This is a genomic window from Methylocapsa acidiphila B2 (genome assembly GCF_000427445.1).
In the GTDB taxonomy this organism is placed as follows: Bacteria; Pseudomonadota; Alphaproteobacteria; order Rhizobiales; family Beijerinckiaceae; genus Methylocapsa; species Methylocapsa acidiphila.
The window spans coordinates 369,760-386,574 of record NZ_KE386496.1 but is presented as its reverse complement, the minus strand read 5'-3'; the positions used below and the strand labels follow the sequence as shown (position 1 = coordinate 386,574).

At 58.5% G+C, this 16,815-nt stretch carries 18 protein-coding genes and 1 pseudogene; 7 read left to right on the top strand and 12 right to left on the bottom strand.

The annotated features are described in order from the left end of the window. Nucleotides 1-43 precede the first annotated feature (43 nt). The 3 genes from METAC_RS26995 to METAC_RS25030 are packed head-to-tail and all read left to right on the top strand — an operon-like array spanning nt 44 to nt 1,258. Nucleotides 44-514, top strand: a complete 471-nt coding sequence (locus METAC_RS26995) for a DNA-methyltransferase (protein WP_245257414.1) — start codon at nt 44-46, stop codon at nt 512-514. Beyond that, complete coding sequence (locus METAC_RS0103100; RefSeq protein WP_026605904.1) at nt 511-882, top strand: DUF5681 domain-containing protein; 372 nt, start codon at nt 511-513, stop codon at nt 880-882. The genes METAC_RS26995 and METAC_RS0103100 overlap by 4 nt, the downstream gene beginning before the upstream one ends. Then, a complete protein-coding gene (locus METAC_RS25030) occupies nt 875-1,258 on the top strand; it encodes a DUF5681 domain-containing protein (protein ID WP_051335340.1) in 384 nt (127 codons plus the stop codon). Before METAC_RS0103100 ends, METAC_RS25030 begins: the two co-directional genes overlap by 8 nt. A 422-nt stretch (nt 1,259-1,680) precedes the next feature. On the opposite strand, the gene METAC_RS0103090 is transcribed toward METAC_RS25030, so the two are convergent. Continuing rightward, nucleotides 1,681-1,953 (bottom strand): DUF2312 domain-containing protein, encoded by a 273-nt coding sequence (locus tag METAC_RS0103090; RefSeq protein ID WP_026605903.1) that lies wholly within the window; start codon nt 1,951-1,953, stop codon nt 1,681-1,683. Nucleotides 1,954-2,197: 244 nt separating this feature from the next. Between METAC_RS0103090 and METAC_RS0103085 the strand changes: the two genes are divergently transcribed. Beyond that, nucleotides 2,198-2,476 carry a hypothetical protein gene (locus METAC_RS0103085; protein WP_026605902.1) on the top strand — a complete coding sequence of 93 codons (279 nt, stop codon included), beginning with the start codon at nt 2,198-2,200 and terminating at the stop codon, nt 2,474-2,476. Here METAC_RS0103085 and METAC_RS0103080 read toward each other — a convergent pair. Next, entirely contained in the window at nt 2,456-2,689 is a 234-nt protein-coding gene (locus tag METAC_RS0103080; protein ID WP_026605901.1) for a hypothetical protein, read from the bottom strand. The two genes, METAC_RS0103085 and METAC_RS0103080, sit on opposite strands and share 21 nt — an antisense overlap. Nucleotides 2,690-3,391: 702 nt before the next feature. Here METAC_RS0103080 and METAC_RS0103070 point away from each other — a divergent pair. Further along, nucleotides 3,392-3,766 (top strand): hypothetical protein, encoded by a 375-nt coding sequence (locus METAC_RS0103070; RefSeq protein WP_026605900.1) that lies wholly within the window; start codon nt 3,392-3,394, stop codon nt 3,764-3,766. A 44-nt stretch (nt 3,767-3,810) separates the two neighbouring features. Here the strand turns inward: METAC_RS0103070 and METAC_RS0103065 are convergent, their stop codons facing one another. From METAC_RS0103065 to METAC_RS26255, 7 genes and pseudogenes are all read right to left on the bottom strand, one after another. After that, nucleotides 3,811-4,530, bottom strand: coding sequence for a hypothetical protein (locus tag METAC_RS0103065; RefSeq protein ID WP_026605899.1), 720 nt, complete (start codon nt 4,528-4,530; stop codon nt 3,811-3,813). Nucleotides 4,531-4,819: 289 nt separating this feature from the next. Then, entirely contained in the window at nt 4,820-6,127 is a 1,308-nt protein-coding gene (locus METAC_RS22100; protein WP_051335339.1) for an MFS transporter, read from the bottom strand. A gap of 154 nt (nt 6,128-6,281) precedes the next feature. Next, a complete protein-coding gene (locus METAC_RS0103055; RefSeq protein ID WP_156898087.1) occupies nt 6,282-7,643 on the bottom strand; it encodes a hypothetical protein in 1,362 nt (453 codons plus the stop codon). A 968-nt stretch (nt 7,644-8,611) separates the two neighbouring features. Next, nucleotides 8,612-10,069 (bottom strand): sensor histidine kinase, encoded by a 1,458-nt coding sequence (locus tag METAC_RS25025; RefSeq protein ID WP_198017154.1) that lies wholly within the window; start codon nt 10,067-10,069, stop codon nt 8,612-8,614. Next, on the bottom strand, nt 10,035-10,769 hold the full coding sequence (locus METAC_RS0103035) for a response regulator transcription factor (protein WP_198017153.1): 735 nt from the start codon (nt 10,767-10,769) through the stop codon (nt 10,035-10,037). The genes METAC_RS25025 and METAC_RS0103035 overlap by 35 nt, the downstream gene beginning before the upstream one ends. 1,014 nt (nt 10,770-11,783) lie before the next feature. Continuing rightward, nucleotides 11,784-12,501, bottom strand: a pseudogene (locus METAC_RS0103015) (IS6 family transposase). A 231-nt stretch (nt 12,502-12,732) separates the two neighbouring features. Next, nucleotides 12,733-13,002 carry a hypothetical protein gene (locus METAC_RS26255; protein WP_156898086.1) on the bottom strand — a complete coding sequence of 90 codons (270 nt, stop codon included), beginning with the start codon at nt 13,000-13,002 and terminating at the stop codon, nt 12,733-12,735. Nucleotides 13,003-13,495: 493 nt separating this feature from the next. On the opposite strand from METAC_RS26255, the gene METAC_RS26900 reads away from it, so the two are divergent. Continuing rightward, nucleotides 13,496-13,792, top strand: coding sequence for a hypothetical protein (locus METAC_RS26900; RefSeq protein WP_156898085.1), 297 nt, complete (start codon nt 13,496-13,498; stop codon nt 13,790-13,792). 24 nt (nt 13,793-13,816) lie between these two features. Then, entirely contained in the window at nt 13,817-13,981 is a 165-nt protein-coding gene (locus METAC_RS26895; RefSeq protein WP_156898084.1) for a hypothetical protein, read from the top strand. 396 nt (nt 13,982-14,377) lie between these two features. Here the strand turns inward: METAC_RS26895 and METAC_RS27290 are convergent, their stop codons facing one another. The 3 genes from METAC_RS27290 to METAC_RS0102985 form a co-directional block, all read right to left on the bottom strand. After that, nucleotides 14,378-14,725: a hypothetical protein gene (locus METAC_RS27290; protein WP_156898083.1), complete on the bottom strand. Its 348-nt coding sequence runs from the start codon at nt 14,723-14,725 to the stop codon at nt 14,378-14,380. A 916-nt stretch (nt 14,726-15,641) separates the two neighbouring features. Further along, nucleotides 15,642-15,806 (bottom strand): DUF3309 family protein, encoded by a 165-nt coding sequence (locus METAC_RS25630; RefSeq protein ID WP_084143422.1) that lies wholly within the window; start codon nt 15,804-15,806, stop codon nt 15,642-15,644. Between the two features lie 179 nt (nt 15,807-15,985). Next, entirely contained in the window at nt 15,986-16,768 is a 783-nt protein-coding gene (locus METAC_RS0102985; RefSeq protein WP_026605889.1) for a sensor histidine kinase, read from the bottom strand. Between the last annotated feature and the right edge of the window lie 47 nt (nt 16,769-16,815).

Sequence of the window (16,815 nt, the reverse complement as noted above, 5' to 3'; positions counted from 1 at the left end):
TGCTCGCCGCCGGCCGCGCCAATGGATTCGATCTCATCAACTTATGTATTTGGGTGAAGAGCAATGGCGGCATGGGCTCGCTTTACCGCTCCCGCATGAACTTGTGTTCGTGTTCAGGAACGGCAAACAAGGCCACCGCAACAATGTCCAGCTCGGCCGCTTCGGCCGCAATCGCACAAATGTCTGGAACTACGCCGGCGCCAATAGCTTTCCACGCAAAGGACGGCGAAGCGGACTTGACCTGCATCCCACGGTCAAACCGATCGCCATGGTGACGGACGCGATCTTGGATTCGACCAAGCGTAACGACGTCGTTCTCGATCCCTTTTGCGGCAGCGGCACGACGATTCTCGCCGCCGAGCAAACCGGCCGGCGCGGCTATTGCCTCGAGATCGATCCGCTCTATGTCGATACCGCGATCGAGCGTTGGCAAAACATAACCAGACAACAGGCGCGCCACGCCTCCGGCGAGACATTCGCAGAGATCAAAGCCAAGCGGAGGCCGACGCCATGAGCCTCCGGCGCAAGGACGACGAGGTCGGCTACAAGCGGCCGCCCAAAAGCGCGCAGTGGAAAAGGGGACAATGCGGCAATCTAAAGCGCCATTATAAGAGACGCGCGTCGAAAGGAATTGTTGAGCTGATCGACGCAGCCTTCGCGCAGCAAATCGACATTGTCGAAAACGGCGCATCCCGGCGCATCAGCGTCTTTGAAGCCATTCTTCTGCAACTGTCGACCAAAGAGATGTCCGGCGACAGACGCGCCATGGCGGTCCGTTTGAAATATCAGGAATTCGTCGCCGCGCAGGGCGGCCCAGGCGAAGTTATCGTTGAGTATGAGCGCCAGCAAAACCTGTTGGAACCGGACGCGCGAGATGAGTGATTACGACGTCGGCTATGGCAAGCCGCCAAAGCATTCGCAGTTCAAGAAGGGCGTCTGTCCCAATCCGCGCGGCCGAGGCAAGCGCCGCGATCTCCAGGTCGGCGAGATCATGGACAAGGTTCTGAACGCTCCGGTCGAGTTTCGAGAGCGCGGCAAGATGAAGAAAGCGTCGCGGATCGAATTGACCATCCGCAAGCTTGCCGCCGCCGCGGTCAAGGGAGACGTCGGCGGCGCCGCTTCGCTCCTGAAGATGCGCGCCCATGCCCAAAAGCATGGCGACGCCGGCCCCTTGATCATCAAAGTCATCGGCGGCTTGCCGGACGGAAACTGGGATCAGGCGGCCGACCGAATTGGGCCTGTGCAGATCAGGCGATGACGCCGGACAGTCGAGTGGGATCTGCTGCATCGCGCCGCGGCGGTTGTCCGCACGCCCGATGGGCTTCGCGCGCTCAGCAAGGACCGGCCGATTTCGGCGGCCAGCATGGAGCGCTACTTGCCCGGCAAGTTCGGCGATAGTCTCCAGACCGCGCGTCGAGCGATGGAGAAGTTAGCGCGCTCGTTGCCACCGCAAGAGATCGCCCTACGGGCTTATCGCCTCTATGAAGAGTTTCGCCCGGAAATCCCGGGCGGCGTCAGAGGGTGGGCGCGGCTGGCAAGCTCGATCTCGATCGCATCGAGGCGCTCGCCGAGCTGTGACATATCGTCGACGGAGCAGGCCCGGCTTTCGTCGGACCCTAGCCGCTTGCCGCCAATGCGAAACCCGCCCCGGACGCCTTTTGGTCGGGGTGGAGTTAGGTTTTACTCGGCGGCCTGAGCCGTCAGGGCTGGGGCAGTCTCAATTGCGCGAAGGTAAAGGTCGAGCAGCGTATCACGCTCATCGCGCTCGTTTTGGTCCTGCTTCCTCAGCCGGATGACCTCCTTCAGGATCTTGACGTCGAAGCCCTCGCCCTTGGCCTCGGCAAAAACGTCCTTTTTCTCGTCGTTCATCGCCTTGAGGTCCTCGTCGATACGCTCGATGCGCTCGACGAAAGAGCGAAGACGATCGCCCACCACCCCATCTTGTCCACTCATGATCCCTCCTGTCGGCCTGCAAACGTCTCAGCGACAAATCCCGGCCAGGCTTGCCTCCGAACGAGGCTCTTTTGAAAATCGGAACCGATACGCAAAGCGGTCCGGAGGCGACGCTAGGTAGGTCGGGTTAACGAATAGTTCCTCGCACGAGGGCGCAAACGACGAGAAGACAAGTCGTGTCATGTGTTACGGGCAGCGAATGGATCCCTAATTCGTCGATGCGCGTTCCGCAGCGCTCCAAGGCGTGGAGCAGGGCGCGCCAGCCGATCGGCAGGACGGCTCGGGAGTCGACCAGTGTGAGGGAATCCAGAGGAAGGTGCGGCGTCTGGCCGAGCGCGTCGATGGCGGCACGCAGGCGATCCGCGCGGCCCGACGGCAGATCGGGGCCGACCTGTTCCGCCGCCGCGAGATCCGCGAGGCGGCTACGCGCGAGTCCGACGTTTGGGCGCCATCCGGCCTCGATCAGCTCGTCGCGCCATGCGAGCAGCTCGCGAGCCGCAGACTATGGGTCGACGCGGAATGATTCGGACCAGAACCTGACTGTCCCCGCCGCCTCGATCTTGCGCCCATAGATGGCGATGCGCCGGACGGCGGCGATCTCGGGGCGTCCGAGGCCCAGTATCGTCTCGACATGGTCGAGCAAGCGAAGCGGGCCGACGACTTCTTTATTGACGACGCCGCATCCCGTTCCCAGATGCTCAGGCCATGCGCCGGAGTCAGCGAACCATGAGAACACCAGATCCGTTGGCAGGGCTCCGAAACTTTGGGTCGGTACTCAAATCGACATCATTAAAAGGTCGCATATCGACAGCCCACTTTAACATTGATGACAAGCAAGCGACACCGACGATCATAATCGTGAGACCAAAACTGCCAGAAGCCAGCGCCTATGAAAAACCTCAGATCCCGCGTCGAAGTCTACGCGGTCTGCCCGGATTTCCGTGGTTTCGTCATCTGATGTCGAAAGCCCGAACAAATCCTTCGAGCGTATGGCTTTGGTCGTAAATCGCCAACGGCAGGTCGGCCTTCGGCATCCAGCATCACGTCGGCCATGTTCACAGGCCGCAAGATCCTCACGAGGAAGCGGCCGGACGCGCCATGATTTCTTGGTGACCCCCCCACTATGATTCTTAACGCTCGATTCTAAACCGGCTCGAACCGTTTTCCCCGGTGCGGCCTTCGCGGCGCTGACCTCAGCGGGCCATATTCCATTCATGGCCAATTCATCGGAAGGGGCGCATTCATAAGGTGCTGTCGGGCTGACGCCAAAACGCTCGTCGCAAAAAGCTTGAATTTTGGGTAGCACCGAAATCTCCCTCAAAAGAGCCTCAAAGGATAGTCATCCGTGTGGACTCGACTGGCTTTTGCGCCTTGAGCGCCGACGCGTCTACTGTCAGGTCCCGGATTTCGTAAACGAAATCCTGCGGTGAGGAAGAAGATGGATAAGAAGATTGTTGGAATGATTGGCGCAATATCCGCCGTGGCGTCGGGGAGCGCGGCGCAAGCCTCAACGGAGAATGTCGCCAAGCTGATGAACCCCGGCTCTTACGCCGAACTGCTGGAGCCCATACCAAATGCGGCGGCCCTTCTACGTGCGGCAGACGCCGCGGCGGCCAGAGGCGCATTCACCAACAAGACGGCTTCAGGAAATGCAAATGTGAGAGCAGCGCAATATTACCCAGCCTATCCCGACTATCCCTATTATCATCACCATCACCATCATTATTATCCGCCGTACGATTACTACTACCATCATCACCATCATCATCATCATCACCACTATTATGAGGAAAATGATGGGCAGCCCGAGTAGGTGAGGCATTTGCGGTCAAGATGGTTGGGAGGGGTTGCGGGCGATTATTTCTTCCTGCTTTTCTCTGTCGCCGCCCGGTGGATCTGGCGATAGGTTGCGTCAAATACCGTATTAGTGGTTGAAGTCCACTGGGTTGCCGCCGACAACGTCGAGCGGGAGTTGTAAATCCGCCGCGCTTGGAGTTCGCGCTCAGCGGCCTCCTCTTCCGACATCGGGACCAGCTGAAAGTCCGGATCTTCAGGGATGACGATGATCTGCGCGAAGGGCTCGCCCAATCTGAAGATATGGGTTCGGCCTTCGCTCGGCGATTTGAAAACCATAAAAAACATCATGGGCCACCAGTTCCTCAAGAGCGCCGGCACGGCGATGGGGACGGTGTCGGTCGCATCGGTATAGAAGCGGGGATGTGGTTCCGTTCTAAATGCGAACCCATCTTCAACCTTTAGGTCCAGAAGTATTTGGTAGGTGTAATATTGGTCGCCGAAAGATCTGAACGGCGGCTGATAGGCGCCTGTCTCATCGGGGTCCGAGCGGCCTTCGATTACGAGGCGCCCATCCCGCGTGCTCACACGCAGGTCCTGCTCGAACGGATAGAACAGTTCAATTCCGTATTGTGCGCTTTCGGTGAAGGGGATGCAATGCCATGGCTGTTCGTGGGAACCGGTCCTGCGAGGCTCTGGGCCTCCGCCCCAACCAGGCACATCTAGCTTCGTCCGGCGCGGTTTGAGTCCGGGATCGCTGAATCGATATTTGATCTTATGCATAAGCTCTCGTCATTTGTCTGCATGAACATTCGCTAGGCTTAAAGAGATTGAATGTTGCGGCGACACTATGGCTGTCGGGATGTCGCTGATTGGCTCTTCCTCAAACTGTGTGAAAGCCCACGACCTCGTGTTTTCTAACGCTTCGATAGGTCGATCAGATTTGGATTGGGAGATGCCGAAAATTGGGAAAGAATGACAAACGCTAAAATTTGACCAAAAGGCCTCGTATTTGCAGCCGCTTGCAGGATCGATCGACGGGCACTTTTCACAGAGATTGAGGAATAGCCAATTAAGCGCTATCTGACACGGTGCCGGCTGACCTGACAGCCGCCTTCGCCGCGCTAGTCGATCGAGCTGGCTGAAGCTTCTGCGCGAATCTGTGTCTGACGGCGTTCAGTGCACCGACTGCATGAAGACGACGGGTAAGCGTGAGAGCCATGACGGCAGCGAGGGTGATGGCGCCAAGCGCGGCGCTGCCGCCATCCGGGCCAAAAAGCTCGATCATCCACCCTGTCAGGGCGCTTCCCAACGGATTGGCGCCAAGCACAATCGTCACCTGCAAGGCGGTGGCGGCATTGCGCAGATGATCGGGAACTAAACGCTGAACCGCGGCCGAGGCTGAGGAAAGCACGGTCGCTGTGCAGACGCCAAATCCCGTCAGGATGAGAGCGGCCAGCGGAAATCGATGGGTCGCCGACAAAGCGGCAAGGCATAAGCCGAGCGCCGCAGCCGCGGCCAGCGGGCGCCAGATCGAGGCGGCGGGCCACCGCCATTGCAGAAATCCTCCAAGACAGGCCCCGACGCCGAACGCGCCCATTAGCAATCCGAAACCGTTGGCATCGAGCCCCAGCCCGAACCGCGCATAAGCCGGCACGAGGGTTTGCACATTGATTGCGAACACCCCGACTACAGCCACCGTCAGCAGGGGAATCCGCGTCGACAAATTGGTCCATAACAGACTGAACGCCGCACGGCCGGAGCCCCGCAGGCTCGACGAGACCCGGTCGTCCGCATCCATGCCGGCAAGAAACAGAAGAAGCGGAAGGAAAGAGAGGGCGTTGATTGCAAAGGCGAAAGTAGGACCATATGCGGCGATTGCGAAACCCGCCAGAGCCGGCCCCAAGATACGTGCGAGATTGAAAGACAGCGTCGCCATCCCTGCCGCTCTCACGCGCCCGTGAGTTCCGGCGCCTTCTCCACCAGCCAAAGTCGCGGCCATGGCGATGCGGGCTGGCTGCGATAGCGCGTTGCCAATGCCGAGCAGCAACGCAAAGCCTGCGAGAACGGGATAAATGGCTTTCTCGGCCGCCACGACGGCCGCCAGCCCTCCAGCCAGCATCGCCATCGCGGCCTGGCCGTACAGCAAAAGGTTTCGTCTACCCCACCGATCCGCTACTTTCCCTGCCGGTATGGCCAAAACGACCGCCGGAAAATATTGGATTGCGACCAAAAGGCCGAGCAGCTCCGACGACCCCGTCAGTTCGAGGACCAGCCACGCCTGCGCCGTCGACTGCATCCAGGTCCCGATCTGGCTGATGAAATTGCAGACGGCATAAATCCGCCATGCCCGTGGCAGCGGCGCCGCTCGCCCTGTCATGCGGCGCCCACCCGATGCGGGCGGGCGTCTCCAAATTCTAGTAGACAGTCCTTGCTATGGACCAGACCGACCCGCTGGCGGTGAGCGCGGCGGGCTGCTCGCAACAAGGCGATACCAAGCAAGATTTCGAGAAGCGAAAAGATCCGCCGCTTCATCACAGGCCCACCGTGGACGACGGGCGCCGAGTTTCCGAAAGGACATGGGCGACATAACCTGTCCCCCAACGGCACAATTTGGTCAGAATGTCCTCATCGAGATCTAGGATGGATAGCGTCTCCGGCAGGCACAACGGCAGCAGATGATCCGCGCCGCCGGTCTTTTCGCCCCTGACCGAGGCAGAAATATTGTTGATAAGGGAACCGCGCGTCGGATTGTGCGCATCCCAGACTTCCGGCGCCACCTTAGCGATTGACGGAACTGCCCGCAACATCGAGCCTCTGCGGTAAACGACGATCCGCAGCTCAAATTTGCAGCCCTTCAAGATATGGCCCGGCGTCCTGATCACTTCGGCGTCCAGATATTCCGTCGCGGCGTAGGGGAAGCCGGCGCCTTGTCCGTAACGTTCATGAACGACGGCCAGCGAGCGCCCTAACCGCTCTCGGATAACTTCTTCGTCTTCGCCGCCGAAGAAGAACTCGATGCCGTCGCCGTGCCCCGTGCCGCTCGGCTTGATGACGATCTGCTCGCCGCGGCCGAGGCGAGTCTGGACGGTTTCGATTAGGCCTTCTGCATCTTTGCAAACGTCGAAGTGGATTGCTGCACCCACCTCGTCGAAGGTATTGCGGGCGGCGAAGGAATTTACATGGCGGTAGGCGGTCGCCTTGTCAGCTCCGGATTCATAGCACCGGTTGGCTGGTAAGAATGAGTCGACATCCAAGGCGCCATATGCCGCTGTCAGATTGAACAGGAACCGGTCATTGACAATTCCAGCAACCCTGCGGCCGAACAAACGCGGCATACCGCAGATGACATGAGTGTGCGAAACTAGCTCTCGGGTGTATCCCAGGAGCACAGTCGGACGGGAGGGGCCTCGCCACCCGCCATTCGCAACTAGCGTATCAAGCGCGAGAATTTCGACATCGCCAAGGCGCTCTTCCAGAGCCCGGGCGATCCGATCGACGAATAGAAGCTTCTCATGCAGCAGGTGACTAGGCTTGCGATCGCCCATCGCCTCCCGTCCTGAAGACGCCACCACCACGAGCGGCGCTGGCCCTTTGCAGGCATTTCCGATCTCACCGATCGTATCGAGGATTTCTTCGACTAATTCGACCGGCATATTGGTCAGGCCGCCGATTCCAGTTCCATTGAGCTCAAGCAGCTGAAAGCGCCGCTGGCCAGCTCGTCGAAACGGCAAAATGTCGAGCGGCGCGACAAAAAAGTCCTTTAGGTCCACTCCGGCAGGCAATGGAATTTCCGACGCCAGGGCATAATGCGAAGCAAGGTCGGAAGCCTGTCGTCTGGCTACAATTTTCCGATCATCGAGGCGATGACCCAGCATCGGCGCCAAGGCGATCAACGTTGGTATTCCGATTGCCAGACCGTCACGCCGACTGGGGGAAGCAAAGCAACCCGGCAGCGGCGAGAATCTCTCCGCGAACGCAAGCGGGCATCGGCCAGACTGCGAGACTGAAGATGCTTGTAGCGCCATAGTTTTGATAGCCATCCGGTTCATAGCACCTGCACTAACTTGTTGCGATCGCTACATTCGATGATATTAGCGTTCGGGAACTATTCGGTATGCTTCGGATTGTCGCCAATCGGCGTACTTTGAGGCCAAAATTCGGCCGAGGCGCCAATGAGCCAGGCGCGCCCTCCGCGCAGATTGCACCCGCTTCGCCTCTCGTTTCGTCGCCCGAATCCCCAGAAGAACCCAGCCTCCACGCCTGTTCGCTTGGAGGCAGCCGCGGCTGCCTTTCTGTCCTGGCGCATGACAAAGGCCCAGCGGATCGACAACCCGCACCGTTGGGGTTGCATCTCCGCGCACGGCCGCTTGGGCAAGCGGCCCGATGGCGGAGGCTGCTAGCAGGAGCTCGCCCACCAGGGATAATAGAAAGCGATATTTGACACGAGAGACAATTGAATTCCGCGAGTTCGACGGAACGGAAGTGGCAAGCTTAAGAGCGACTTTCGAAATCCATCGGGGCTTCAGGCATAAGTTCTGTGACTCGCTTCTAACCGCACGAGGAGACTATATTAGTTTATGTTAACCGTAGTCTGACCCCAGTATTACGGCAGACTTACGCGCCGGTTCATTGAGAGTGCACCAGTTCGTGCTGTCACTGCCGCGAACGATGATGTCCAGCTCTACGGCCTCGTTCTCCGACAATCACGGTATCCGCGAAACGTGGGCCTCGGGGGGATAGGATCCCGCCAAAGCAATCAGCTTGGCTTCCTCCTCGCTATCGAAATTTCTACGAATGGCCGGCGTGGCGCGAGGCTTTCGGTTGCATCGGACCGCAATCGCATGCGGTTGAATTGGGGCCTCTAGGCTTTGGTAGCTGAAAATCCAGGATCCATCGCCGTCCCAGCCGCGTGGGAGGCGTCGACTGACGCAAGGCCGAGTCCTCGTACGAGCATCGAATCCTGTGGGAGCGCGAGTCGGAAGATGGCTCCCCCACCCTTTGCGTCGGCAATTTCCACCGAACCGCCTTGGGCCTGCATCGCCTCGTGCACAATCGCCAGCCCGAGTCCGGAGCCTCCTTCAGATTTGCGCGCAGCCGACCAAAAAGGCTCAAAGACTTGCCCGCGGAGCTCTAGAGGCACGCCGGACCCACTATCACGAACCTCGATCGTCGCGCCAGGCTGCAAGGAGACACTTACCGTGCTGCCGGGCGGGGTATGGCGTAGGGCATTGTCGACGAGGTTGCGAACAGCTTCCTCAAGAGCCGAGGCGCTTACTATCGCAGTCACTTTGCCTGGCGAATCAAGTTCCAGATCTCGATCAGCGGCATGGGCGAGCGGCGCAATTTCGGCCAGTATTCGTCTGACGAATTCCGTCAGGTCGACTTCTTCAAAATTTGCCATTTGCCCCGCCTCGAGGCGGGCGGCCGTGAGAAGCTGGCTGACGAGACGCGTCATGCGATCGACGTCGCGCAAAAGCTCGGTCCGTACCGTCGTGGGCGGAAGCCCATCGATCCTTGTTCGCAGGATCGCGAGCGGCGTTCTCAATTGATGGGCGGCGTTGGCGCTGAAGCGCCGTTGCTGCGCGAGAGCGGCCTGGAGACGGCCGATCGCCTTGTTAATCGCGGTGACTAAAGGCAATATCTCGGCTGGCAAACGATCGGTCGATACTCGACTATCGGGACGATCCATCGATATCGTCGCCGCCTCATCCGATGCGCGTTGCAGTGGCCGCAGCGCCCTCCGGACGGTATTCCACGTGACGAGTAGGCCGATTATCATCATTGGCAAAAAGACAGGGAATATCTCGTCGTGTAATTCGTCTTCCAGGCCCGCTAATGTCAGACCAAACACGGATTCTACCTGCACGAAATAAACGCGATAGGAACCGTAGGGCGTTATTACCCGTTTGAAAGCGCCGTTGCGCGGAACATTGTCCGATCCGACATAGCGAAACCATCCCTCGGAGACATTCGGCTCTTTTGGCAATTCGGCCGGCGGCATTGCTTGCCCGGGACTGACGACTGCGCCGCCTGTCGCTTCATCGATGGCCCCATATTGCGCATGAGGATACCGTTCGATTTCGTGGGCGAGACTGATTGGGATTGCGAACTCGGGAAAGCCATCTGGCGATTTGACAATCGACCGCGCCAACTGATGGGTCAAATCATACGTAGCATCGATGACATGATATCGCATATCCCCTTTTTCAAATGCCAAATATGTGCCGATGAAGGCCAGCAATGCTGCAACGAAGACAACACACTGCGCAGCAAGCAGTCTTGCTTTAAGGGATGCTGGAGAATTCGTCAGATACCGCATTTTGGTCCCTTGTCTCCTCCAGGCGATAGCCAATGCCACGAGCCACTCTGATACTAATCTGTGCGTCGGCAGATTCCAGGCGACGACGAAGCCGGGACAGGTGCGATTCAATGACATTGGACTGCCGATTGTTATCCATGGCGTAGGCGGCTTCCTCAAGCGCAGCTTTGGTAACTACTCGACCGTTCGCCCGCATAAGCGCTTCGAGGATGGAGAGTTCGCGACGCGGCACTTGGATCGGAGCACCCCCGATAGAAACTGCTGAGCTGACGGTGTTGAATTCGACATTTCCACAGACAAGGTTGATCCCAAGCGCTGCCCCGGGCCGTCTCAAGACGGTACGTATTCGGGCGACCAATTCGGAAGAGGAAAACGGCTTTACGATATAGTCATCAGCACCTTCTGTTAGGCCGATCACACGATCATCTACGGTGTCCGCAGCTGACAAGATGACGACGGGAACATTGTTACGGCTCTGCCGGAGGGCTCTAAGGAAATCGAGGCCGTTCCCATCGGGAAGCCTCAGGTCGAGCAAAATGAGATCATAGCAATTTGCCGCCACAAACTCCTTCCCCTCACCTAACGTCTGCGACCAGTCTATGGCAAACCCCGCTTGCGTTAGGTTTGATACGATCAACTGCCCGAGCCTGGGCTCGTCTTCGATTGCAAGAAGCCGCATGAAAACCTCGATCTTGACCAAGTCAATTTGCGGGGAGCAAAACGCTTGGGTCTTAGGCGGCAGTTCGAACGGCCGAGAGCCGCCGCGGCCGTCAAGCACGGGCGTTCGCACCTGCGGTACCCGGTGCGCGCCGCGGGGCCGACCATCGCATCTGTCGGCGTCTATTCATGCCGCTTATGACGACATTGCTAATCGCGCCTTCAGCGCGTGAGGTCGAGATAGATTTTCCATCCCCCCGCTGCCTGACGCAAGTGATCATCGCACCTTGATTGTTCCAGATCTAGGGGTTTGCTTCACTTTGCGTACTTGATATTGCATAGGTGGCGCTTTTTGTCCTGATAGGGCATGGAGAAAAAAAATCGAAATTGTCCTTTGGGCCGGGGATTGAGGTGCGCGGCGTCGAATTTTTCCACGGACGTTGGCTTGTTTCGGCGCAAGGAACCGGGGCGCGATCTTGCCCGAGGTGCGCGACGCAATCGACGTTGAGGCACAGTTGACACGTGCGGCGCTTGCAGGATCTTCCGCTCCAGAGCGCGCCGGTGATCGTCCGGCTGCGGACGGACAGGCCGCTGGAGATGCCGCAACGAGGAATGTGGGCAGAAGACCGTCATCGAGAAATTGACAGGCGCCGCCCGCTTTCGCTCGGTGAACACGCCGCGTCGGCGAGTTCCTGCGGCTCTTTGGACACGCCGCTGGCGGCCGCGTCAGCGAAAGGCTGCTGTGCTGTCTGGGCATGGCGGCCAGCGACACGACCATTCTCCGGCAGCTCAAGCGGCATGCGAGCGTGCGGACGAAAACGCCATCTATCCGCAGCTCGCGAATCTTCTTTCCGACAGCTCCTGTCTTTTTGCCATGAGCCGCGCCCATCGCGAGATTCTGCATCTTGCGCGACTGCTGAGCCGCCCTCGTTGACGGGCGAGGTCCGAATGACGCGGATCGATCTCCGATCAGGGACGGGCTACGCATCATCGAGGGGCACCGTCACATTAGCCTGACTCAGGTAGAAGAGGGCGTCCATATGGGGCCGAGCCTATATCATGCGGCGAGGGCTGCTTTGGAAATTGCGCGCCACGCCGTAAAAGCGCGTTCACTCGCGGCGTGGCGCTCGTCCGCTGTTGTGTATTCTGGATAAGGGATGTGAAAGAGATTGGCGACTTGATCGTGGCTGGACAAGAACCGTTGCGCCTGCGCTCTCGACTTGAAACGCTTCATGATCCGTTCTCGTCGCCTTGTCGGCTGATGCGAATTCCCGGCCCGATTGTTCAGGCCTTTATGCTGGCGATGCTCAACCTGAAGGCCCATCTTCCGCCCGCGCCGCGCCGTAGGATTTAAGCTTGTCGGTGATCATGACCCGAGGAGGAACGCCTGCACGTTTCAGAAGTTTCGTCAGGAGACGCTGCGCTGCGCGACGATCTCTCCGCTTGAGGATCAGAACGTCGAGAACGAAGCCGTGCTGATCGACCGCCCGCCGGAGCCAGTACGTCTCGCCAGCGATGGAAACCACGACTTCGTCCAGATGCCATTTGTCCCCGCGCGCCGGGGCCCTTCGGCGGATCTCACTGGCGAACGTCCGGCCGAATTTAATCGCCCATCGCCGCACGGTTTCGTAGCTCACGCATATGCCTCGCACCGCGAGCATCTCCTCGACCATGCGGAGGCTCAAGGGAAAGCCGAAATAGAGCCAGACCGCATAGCTGATGATCTCAGGGGGAAACCGATGACGCCGATAAAGCGGTTCGCGAAGGTTCGACATCGCTCATGCTTACCCCACCTTTCGCTCCATGTCCGTTAATGTGACGGTGCCCGTCAATGCGCCAACATCGAAACCGGACCCATCAATGGGGGCCGATCACTCTCATCGGCCTCGGCGCACTCTACCTCCTCATTAAATTGACTATGCCCAAACGAACTATTTGATCGGGACACTCACTAATAGAGCCGACCCGTCAAGCCGGCTCTATACCGCTATCCGCGTTTCGCTTCCCTACCAATAGCGGTGGTGATAATACCGGTGGTGGTAATGGCGGTGATAATACCGACGATGGTAATAAGGATGATAATAATGCCGTCTGTGGTAGTAGTAGTATGTCTTTTCGACGGGGAACGCATCCGCAATAGGCTTTTCAATAATCAGCACCGCCGGCGCCGTCATGCCGACGCCATTCATTGGCGTGGCTTGGGCCAAGTTGGCGCCGCCTATGATTGCACCATAGGCGGCGCAGGCCGCTAGAACGACTATTCGTATGAATTTCATCTATTCCTCCTTCAAGACAATAGACATTTGCATAGTGAAGGTGCATCCGAATTGCGCGTAGAGCAATGATAATTTATCGGATTCGCGGGTCCCCTTGAATTTAACTTGATAACAAGGAGAACACCATGGTGTGGCGTTATCTGCGCACCAGTCTTCTCATCTTCCCGGTCAGTGTAGAGTCGTTAAACTGCATAGAGCAGCAGAGGCTTGTCTCGGCATCATGCCGGCGTGTGGCTCGCGGCCCGAGCGCCCCATCGATAATACAGTCACGCGTCCGCTGGGCCGGCGCTCAAGGCCGCTGGCAGAATGTCTAGTCCTTGATTCGCCTATCACACACTACGTGAAACGTTGAATTGTCTTCGAAGTCATAACCAGTTTCCAAGAACTTTTGGGCGTTAGATCACAACCAGCAGGCACCTGTAGTCAGAGTGGATTCAAGCTTGATCGGGGACCGAATCGAGAGACGTGTCAACGGCGATGGTCGATCCCCTCTTTGCCGAACGCATCTCGCTCAGCGGCGCCGGTCGCGCGAATCCTCCGCTTCGTCGCCCCGCAAAACGTTATGGACGAACTGCACAAGCCGTCGGCGTTGATGGTCGTCAAGGGAGTCATAGAGCGGCTTCGCTGCGTCGGCGATTTGCCGCAAGTTCGCGGACTGCACCGTAAGGGCATCGGCCTCGCGCCTCATCTCCCCAATGTCGTCAGGGGCCATATTACTACGTGCGTCCCGTTCCGTCGGGGCCTCAACATTTTCGTCTTCCTCTGCCACCGGAGGGGAAGCGAGGGCTGATGATTCGCTGGAGGCGTTGCCGGTTTGACCATCGCGCTCGCCTGCCAAACTCTTGGCGCGCTTCACCGCGATATCGTGCAGCACGGACTCAAGGCCGGGCCAATGTTTGGCTTGCTCGGCCGACAGGCGAAGGTTTGCCTTGAGATCCGCGATGCCCGCGTCGGCATGGTCGACCCATTGGCTGATTGAAAAGGCGGGCCTTTCTGCCCGATCGCTCCGACCATGAGCGACATAGGCCGAAGGAAGAACTACGGCAGCTGCAATGCCCAGGGTCGTTAGGCAGGACGCAATACTTTTCTGCATGACTTTTGTCTCCCAGATGGTTTCTGATGTTGAGCTGACGCTAAAATGCCCTTCCGTGGCCGATGCGCGTCTGTTTCGAGCAAGATCTTATTGCTTGAACTCGACCTTTGGCAGTTTGATTGTGATATCGTTATTCGTTCTCTGATAATACAGGTATCCAACTACGGCTAACGCAACAAGCAGCGCGCCAATAATTACCATAGTGATAGGTTTCATCCGGGGGTCTCCTGTTTGGATGTTTCCGCAGAATGCCCTTCGACCAAGTCGTGTGCTTCAAGCAATTTATTCAGTGGCCCCCACCGCCTTGATCACCACCTGGGCCACCGCCGCCCCCGGCGCCAGCGCCACCGCTCTTCGGAGCCCCGCTTCCGCCGCTGTGACCGCCTTGATCATCCCCTGGCCCACCGCCCCCTCCCCCGGTGCCCCCGCCACCGCTCTTCGGAGCCCCGCTTCCGCCGCTGTGACCGCCTTGGTCACCACCTGGGCCGCCGCCGCCCTTGACGCTCGCGCCAGCACCGCTCGGACCACCGTCTTCGCCGCCATGAACACCACCGTGGCGACCGCCACCCTCGTCGTGATGGCCGCCCTGGCCACCACCGCGACCCGGAGCGCTCCAACCATGCCAGCCATGGCCGCCGCCCCAGCCCAGGCCACGCCTCCGAGCATAGCCGCACCAGTACCAACCGGGTCCTTGCCAGCCCCCGGGATACCAACAATATCGGTGGCCGCCGAAGGAGAACTGGACGTTCTCGATGTTACTCACAGGAGCGGCGTCTTGCAGTTCCTTGAACGATGGCGTCGCCTGCGCGCAATTGACGTAAGGAGCACTTCCCGCCGTTAGCGAAATCGCCGACGTCGTCACCAAAATGAATGTTCGCATGCGCTTCTCCTCTTGGTTTCCCGCGGAAGGGTCTCACATTGACTATGATTGAGGGCTTTGGCTGCGCCGACTCCGTTTGCGAAGCGAAACGCGCAATGCGCATTTACTTTCATTTCGCGACGGTTGGCGGAATTGCTGACGTAGCCGAACGCCTTTTCGATGGCGATGGCCGCACAGAACCTGTCGTTTCCACCCGGACCTTTCCGGACCTTACGATGCTGGGTTTGCTGCCGGGACTGAGGATGCAAAATAGCCATGCGCCGCGTCTGCGAGCATCCGCGCGAGGAAAGCGCACAGACCTTGCTTCTATTTGAGGTGCTGGGTTCAAAACTCCGTTTCACGTTCGGCTTGCTCCGTTGTCAGGCCGTAACGGGTTTGAGAAAAACCGCTCAATGCGTTGCGCTTACCTTTGGAGAGCACAGAACCGTCATCAGCCAGGCTTCCCCACTGCGCCCTAACTTCGCTTTTAGCAGCGTCTTAGCTGCTTCCCGTTTCCTAAAAGGTTCGTCTCATTACATACCTCACGCCTGCTTCCGGGTCTTCGATACATTAACGTGAGGCAAGCGCGCCGGTTTAGCCAACGACGACTGGAACCAACCGCCCGGCGCCGAGGCCGTGGATTGACGCATTCTTTCAAGCTGCAGAGTTTGACGTCGCTTTGTCAGGTCACAACCTACCCATAAGAAGCAATACGACGACAATAATCAGGATGACGCCGATGACGCCGACGCCGCCGTGACCATAGCCATAGCCATAGCCGCCGAAACGACCACTGAAGCCGCCAAGCAAAAAGATAATGAGGATGATGACGAGTATGAGCCCAAGTGACATGACCAATCTCCCGTTCCAGAACCTAACCGAACATTGACTGCTAGCACGCCGATGATGAGGTAGAGAACGTCGCGATTCATTGTCCAGAAGCCGTTCTTTTTACCTCGCCCCGGTTCCACGACACCAGCGTTGCGAGCAGAGCTATCATCGGACCCGATCGGCGACCGACTTGCCAACATTCAGGAGAATAGCACCGTAAACCGGGCACCTTGCTTCTTATCGCCTCCACCGATCCGCAATTCACCGCCGATCTGTTTGACAAAAGAGCGAATAATCCTCATCCCCAATCCTTTGCAGGCGGCTGGATCAAATCCCTCCGGCAAAACCGGGCCATCATTGGCGACCGATAGGGCGTAGCCCTTTCCGGGATTTGCCTCCAACCTGACCGCGATCTGGCCTTTGCCGTATTTCGCTGCGTTCGTGATCAGTTCGTTGGCGATGAAGCCGAGCGGAATGGCGGTGGCGGTGAGCAGTTTGATTTCAATCGCCTCGACGACGATGGCCTGCTCTGGGAGAACCTCTGAGTTCAACATCGTGGAGAAATCGCGACAAAGATCCTCGAGGTATTGCTTGAACTCAACCGCTTTTACGCCATCCAAATAATGGAGCCGCCGGTGGACGCGCTCGATCGTGGCCACGCGATGGGCTGCGACGGCCAATTGCGCCGCCGCCTCGGCATTCGTCGCCGCCCGACTTTGCAGCGAAAGCAGGCTTACGACCATCTGCAGCCCATTCAACAGTCTGTGATCGGACTCCTCGCTCAAAATCTCCCCTTGTTGGATCAACGCGTCCTTTTGCCGAAGCAGCGCTGCCTCCCGAGCGAGAGCGTCTCGCAACAAGCGCTCTGTGCATCTATGTCTAGTCAGTTCGCGTTCATAGCTCGCGTTCGTGCAGCGCTCCGGGCTTTCAAATATGGTGTTTGACGGTAAGCCCGCGCGGTGCAGCAAATGTTCGATGGTCATATCATCAACCCTTCCTGCGGGCGTTGGCTTCCGTTGCCCGGAAAGCC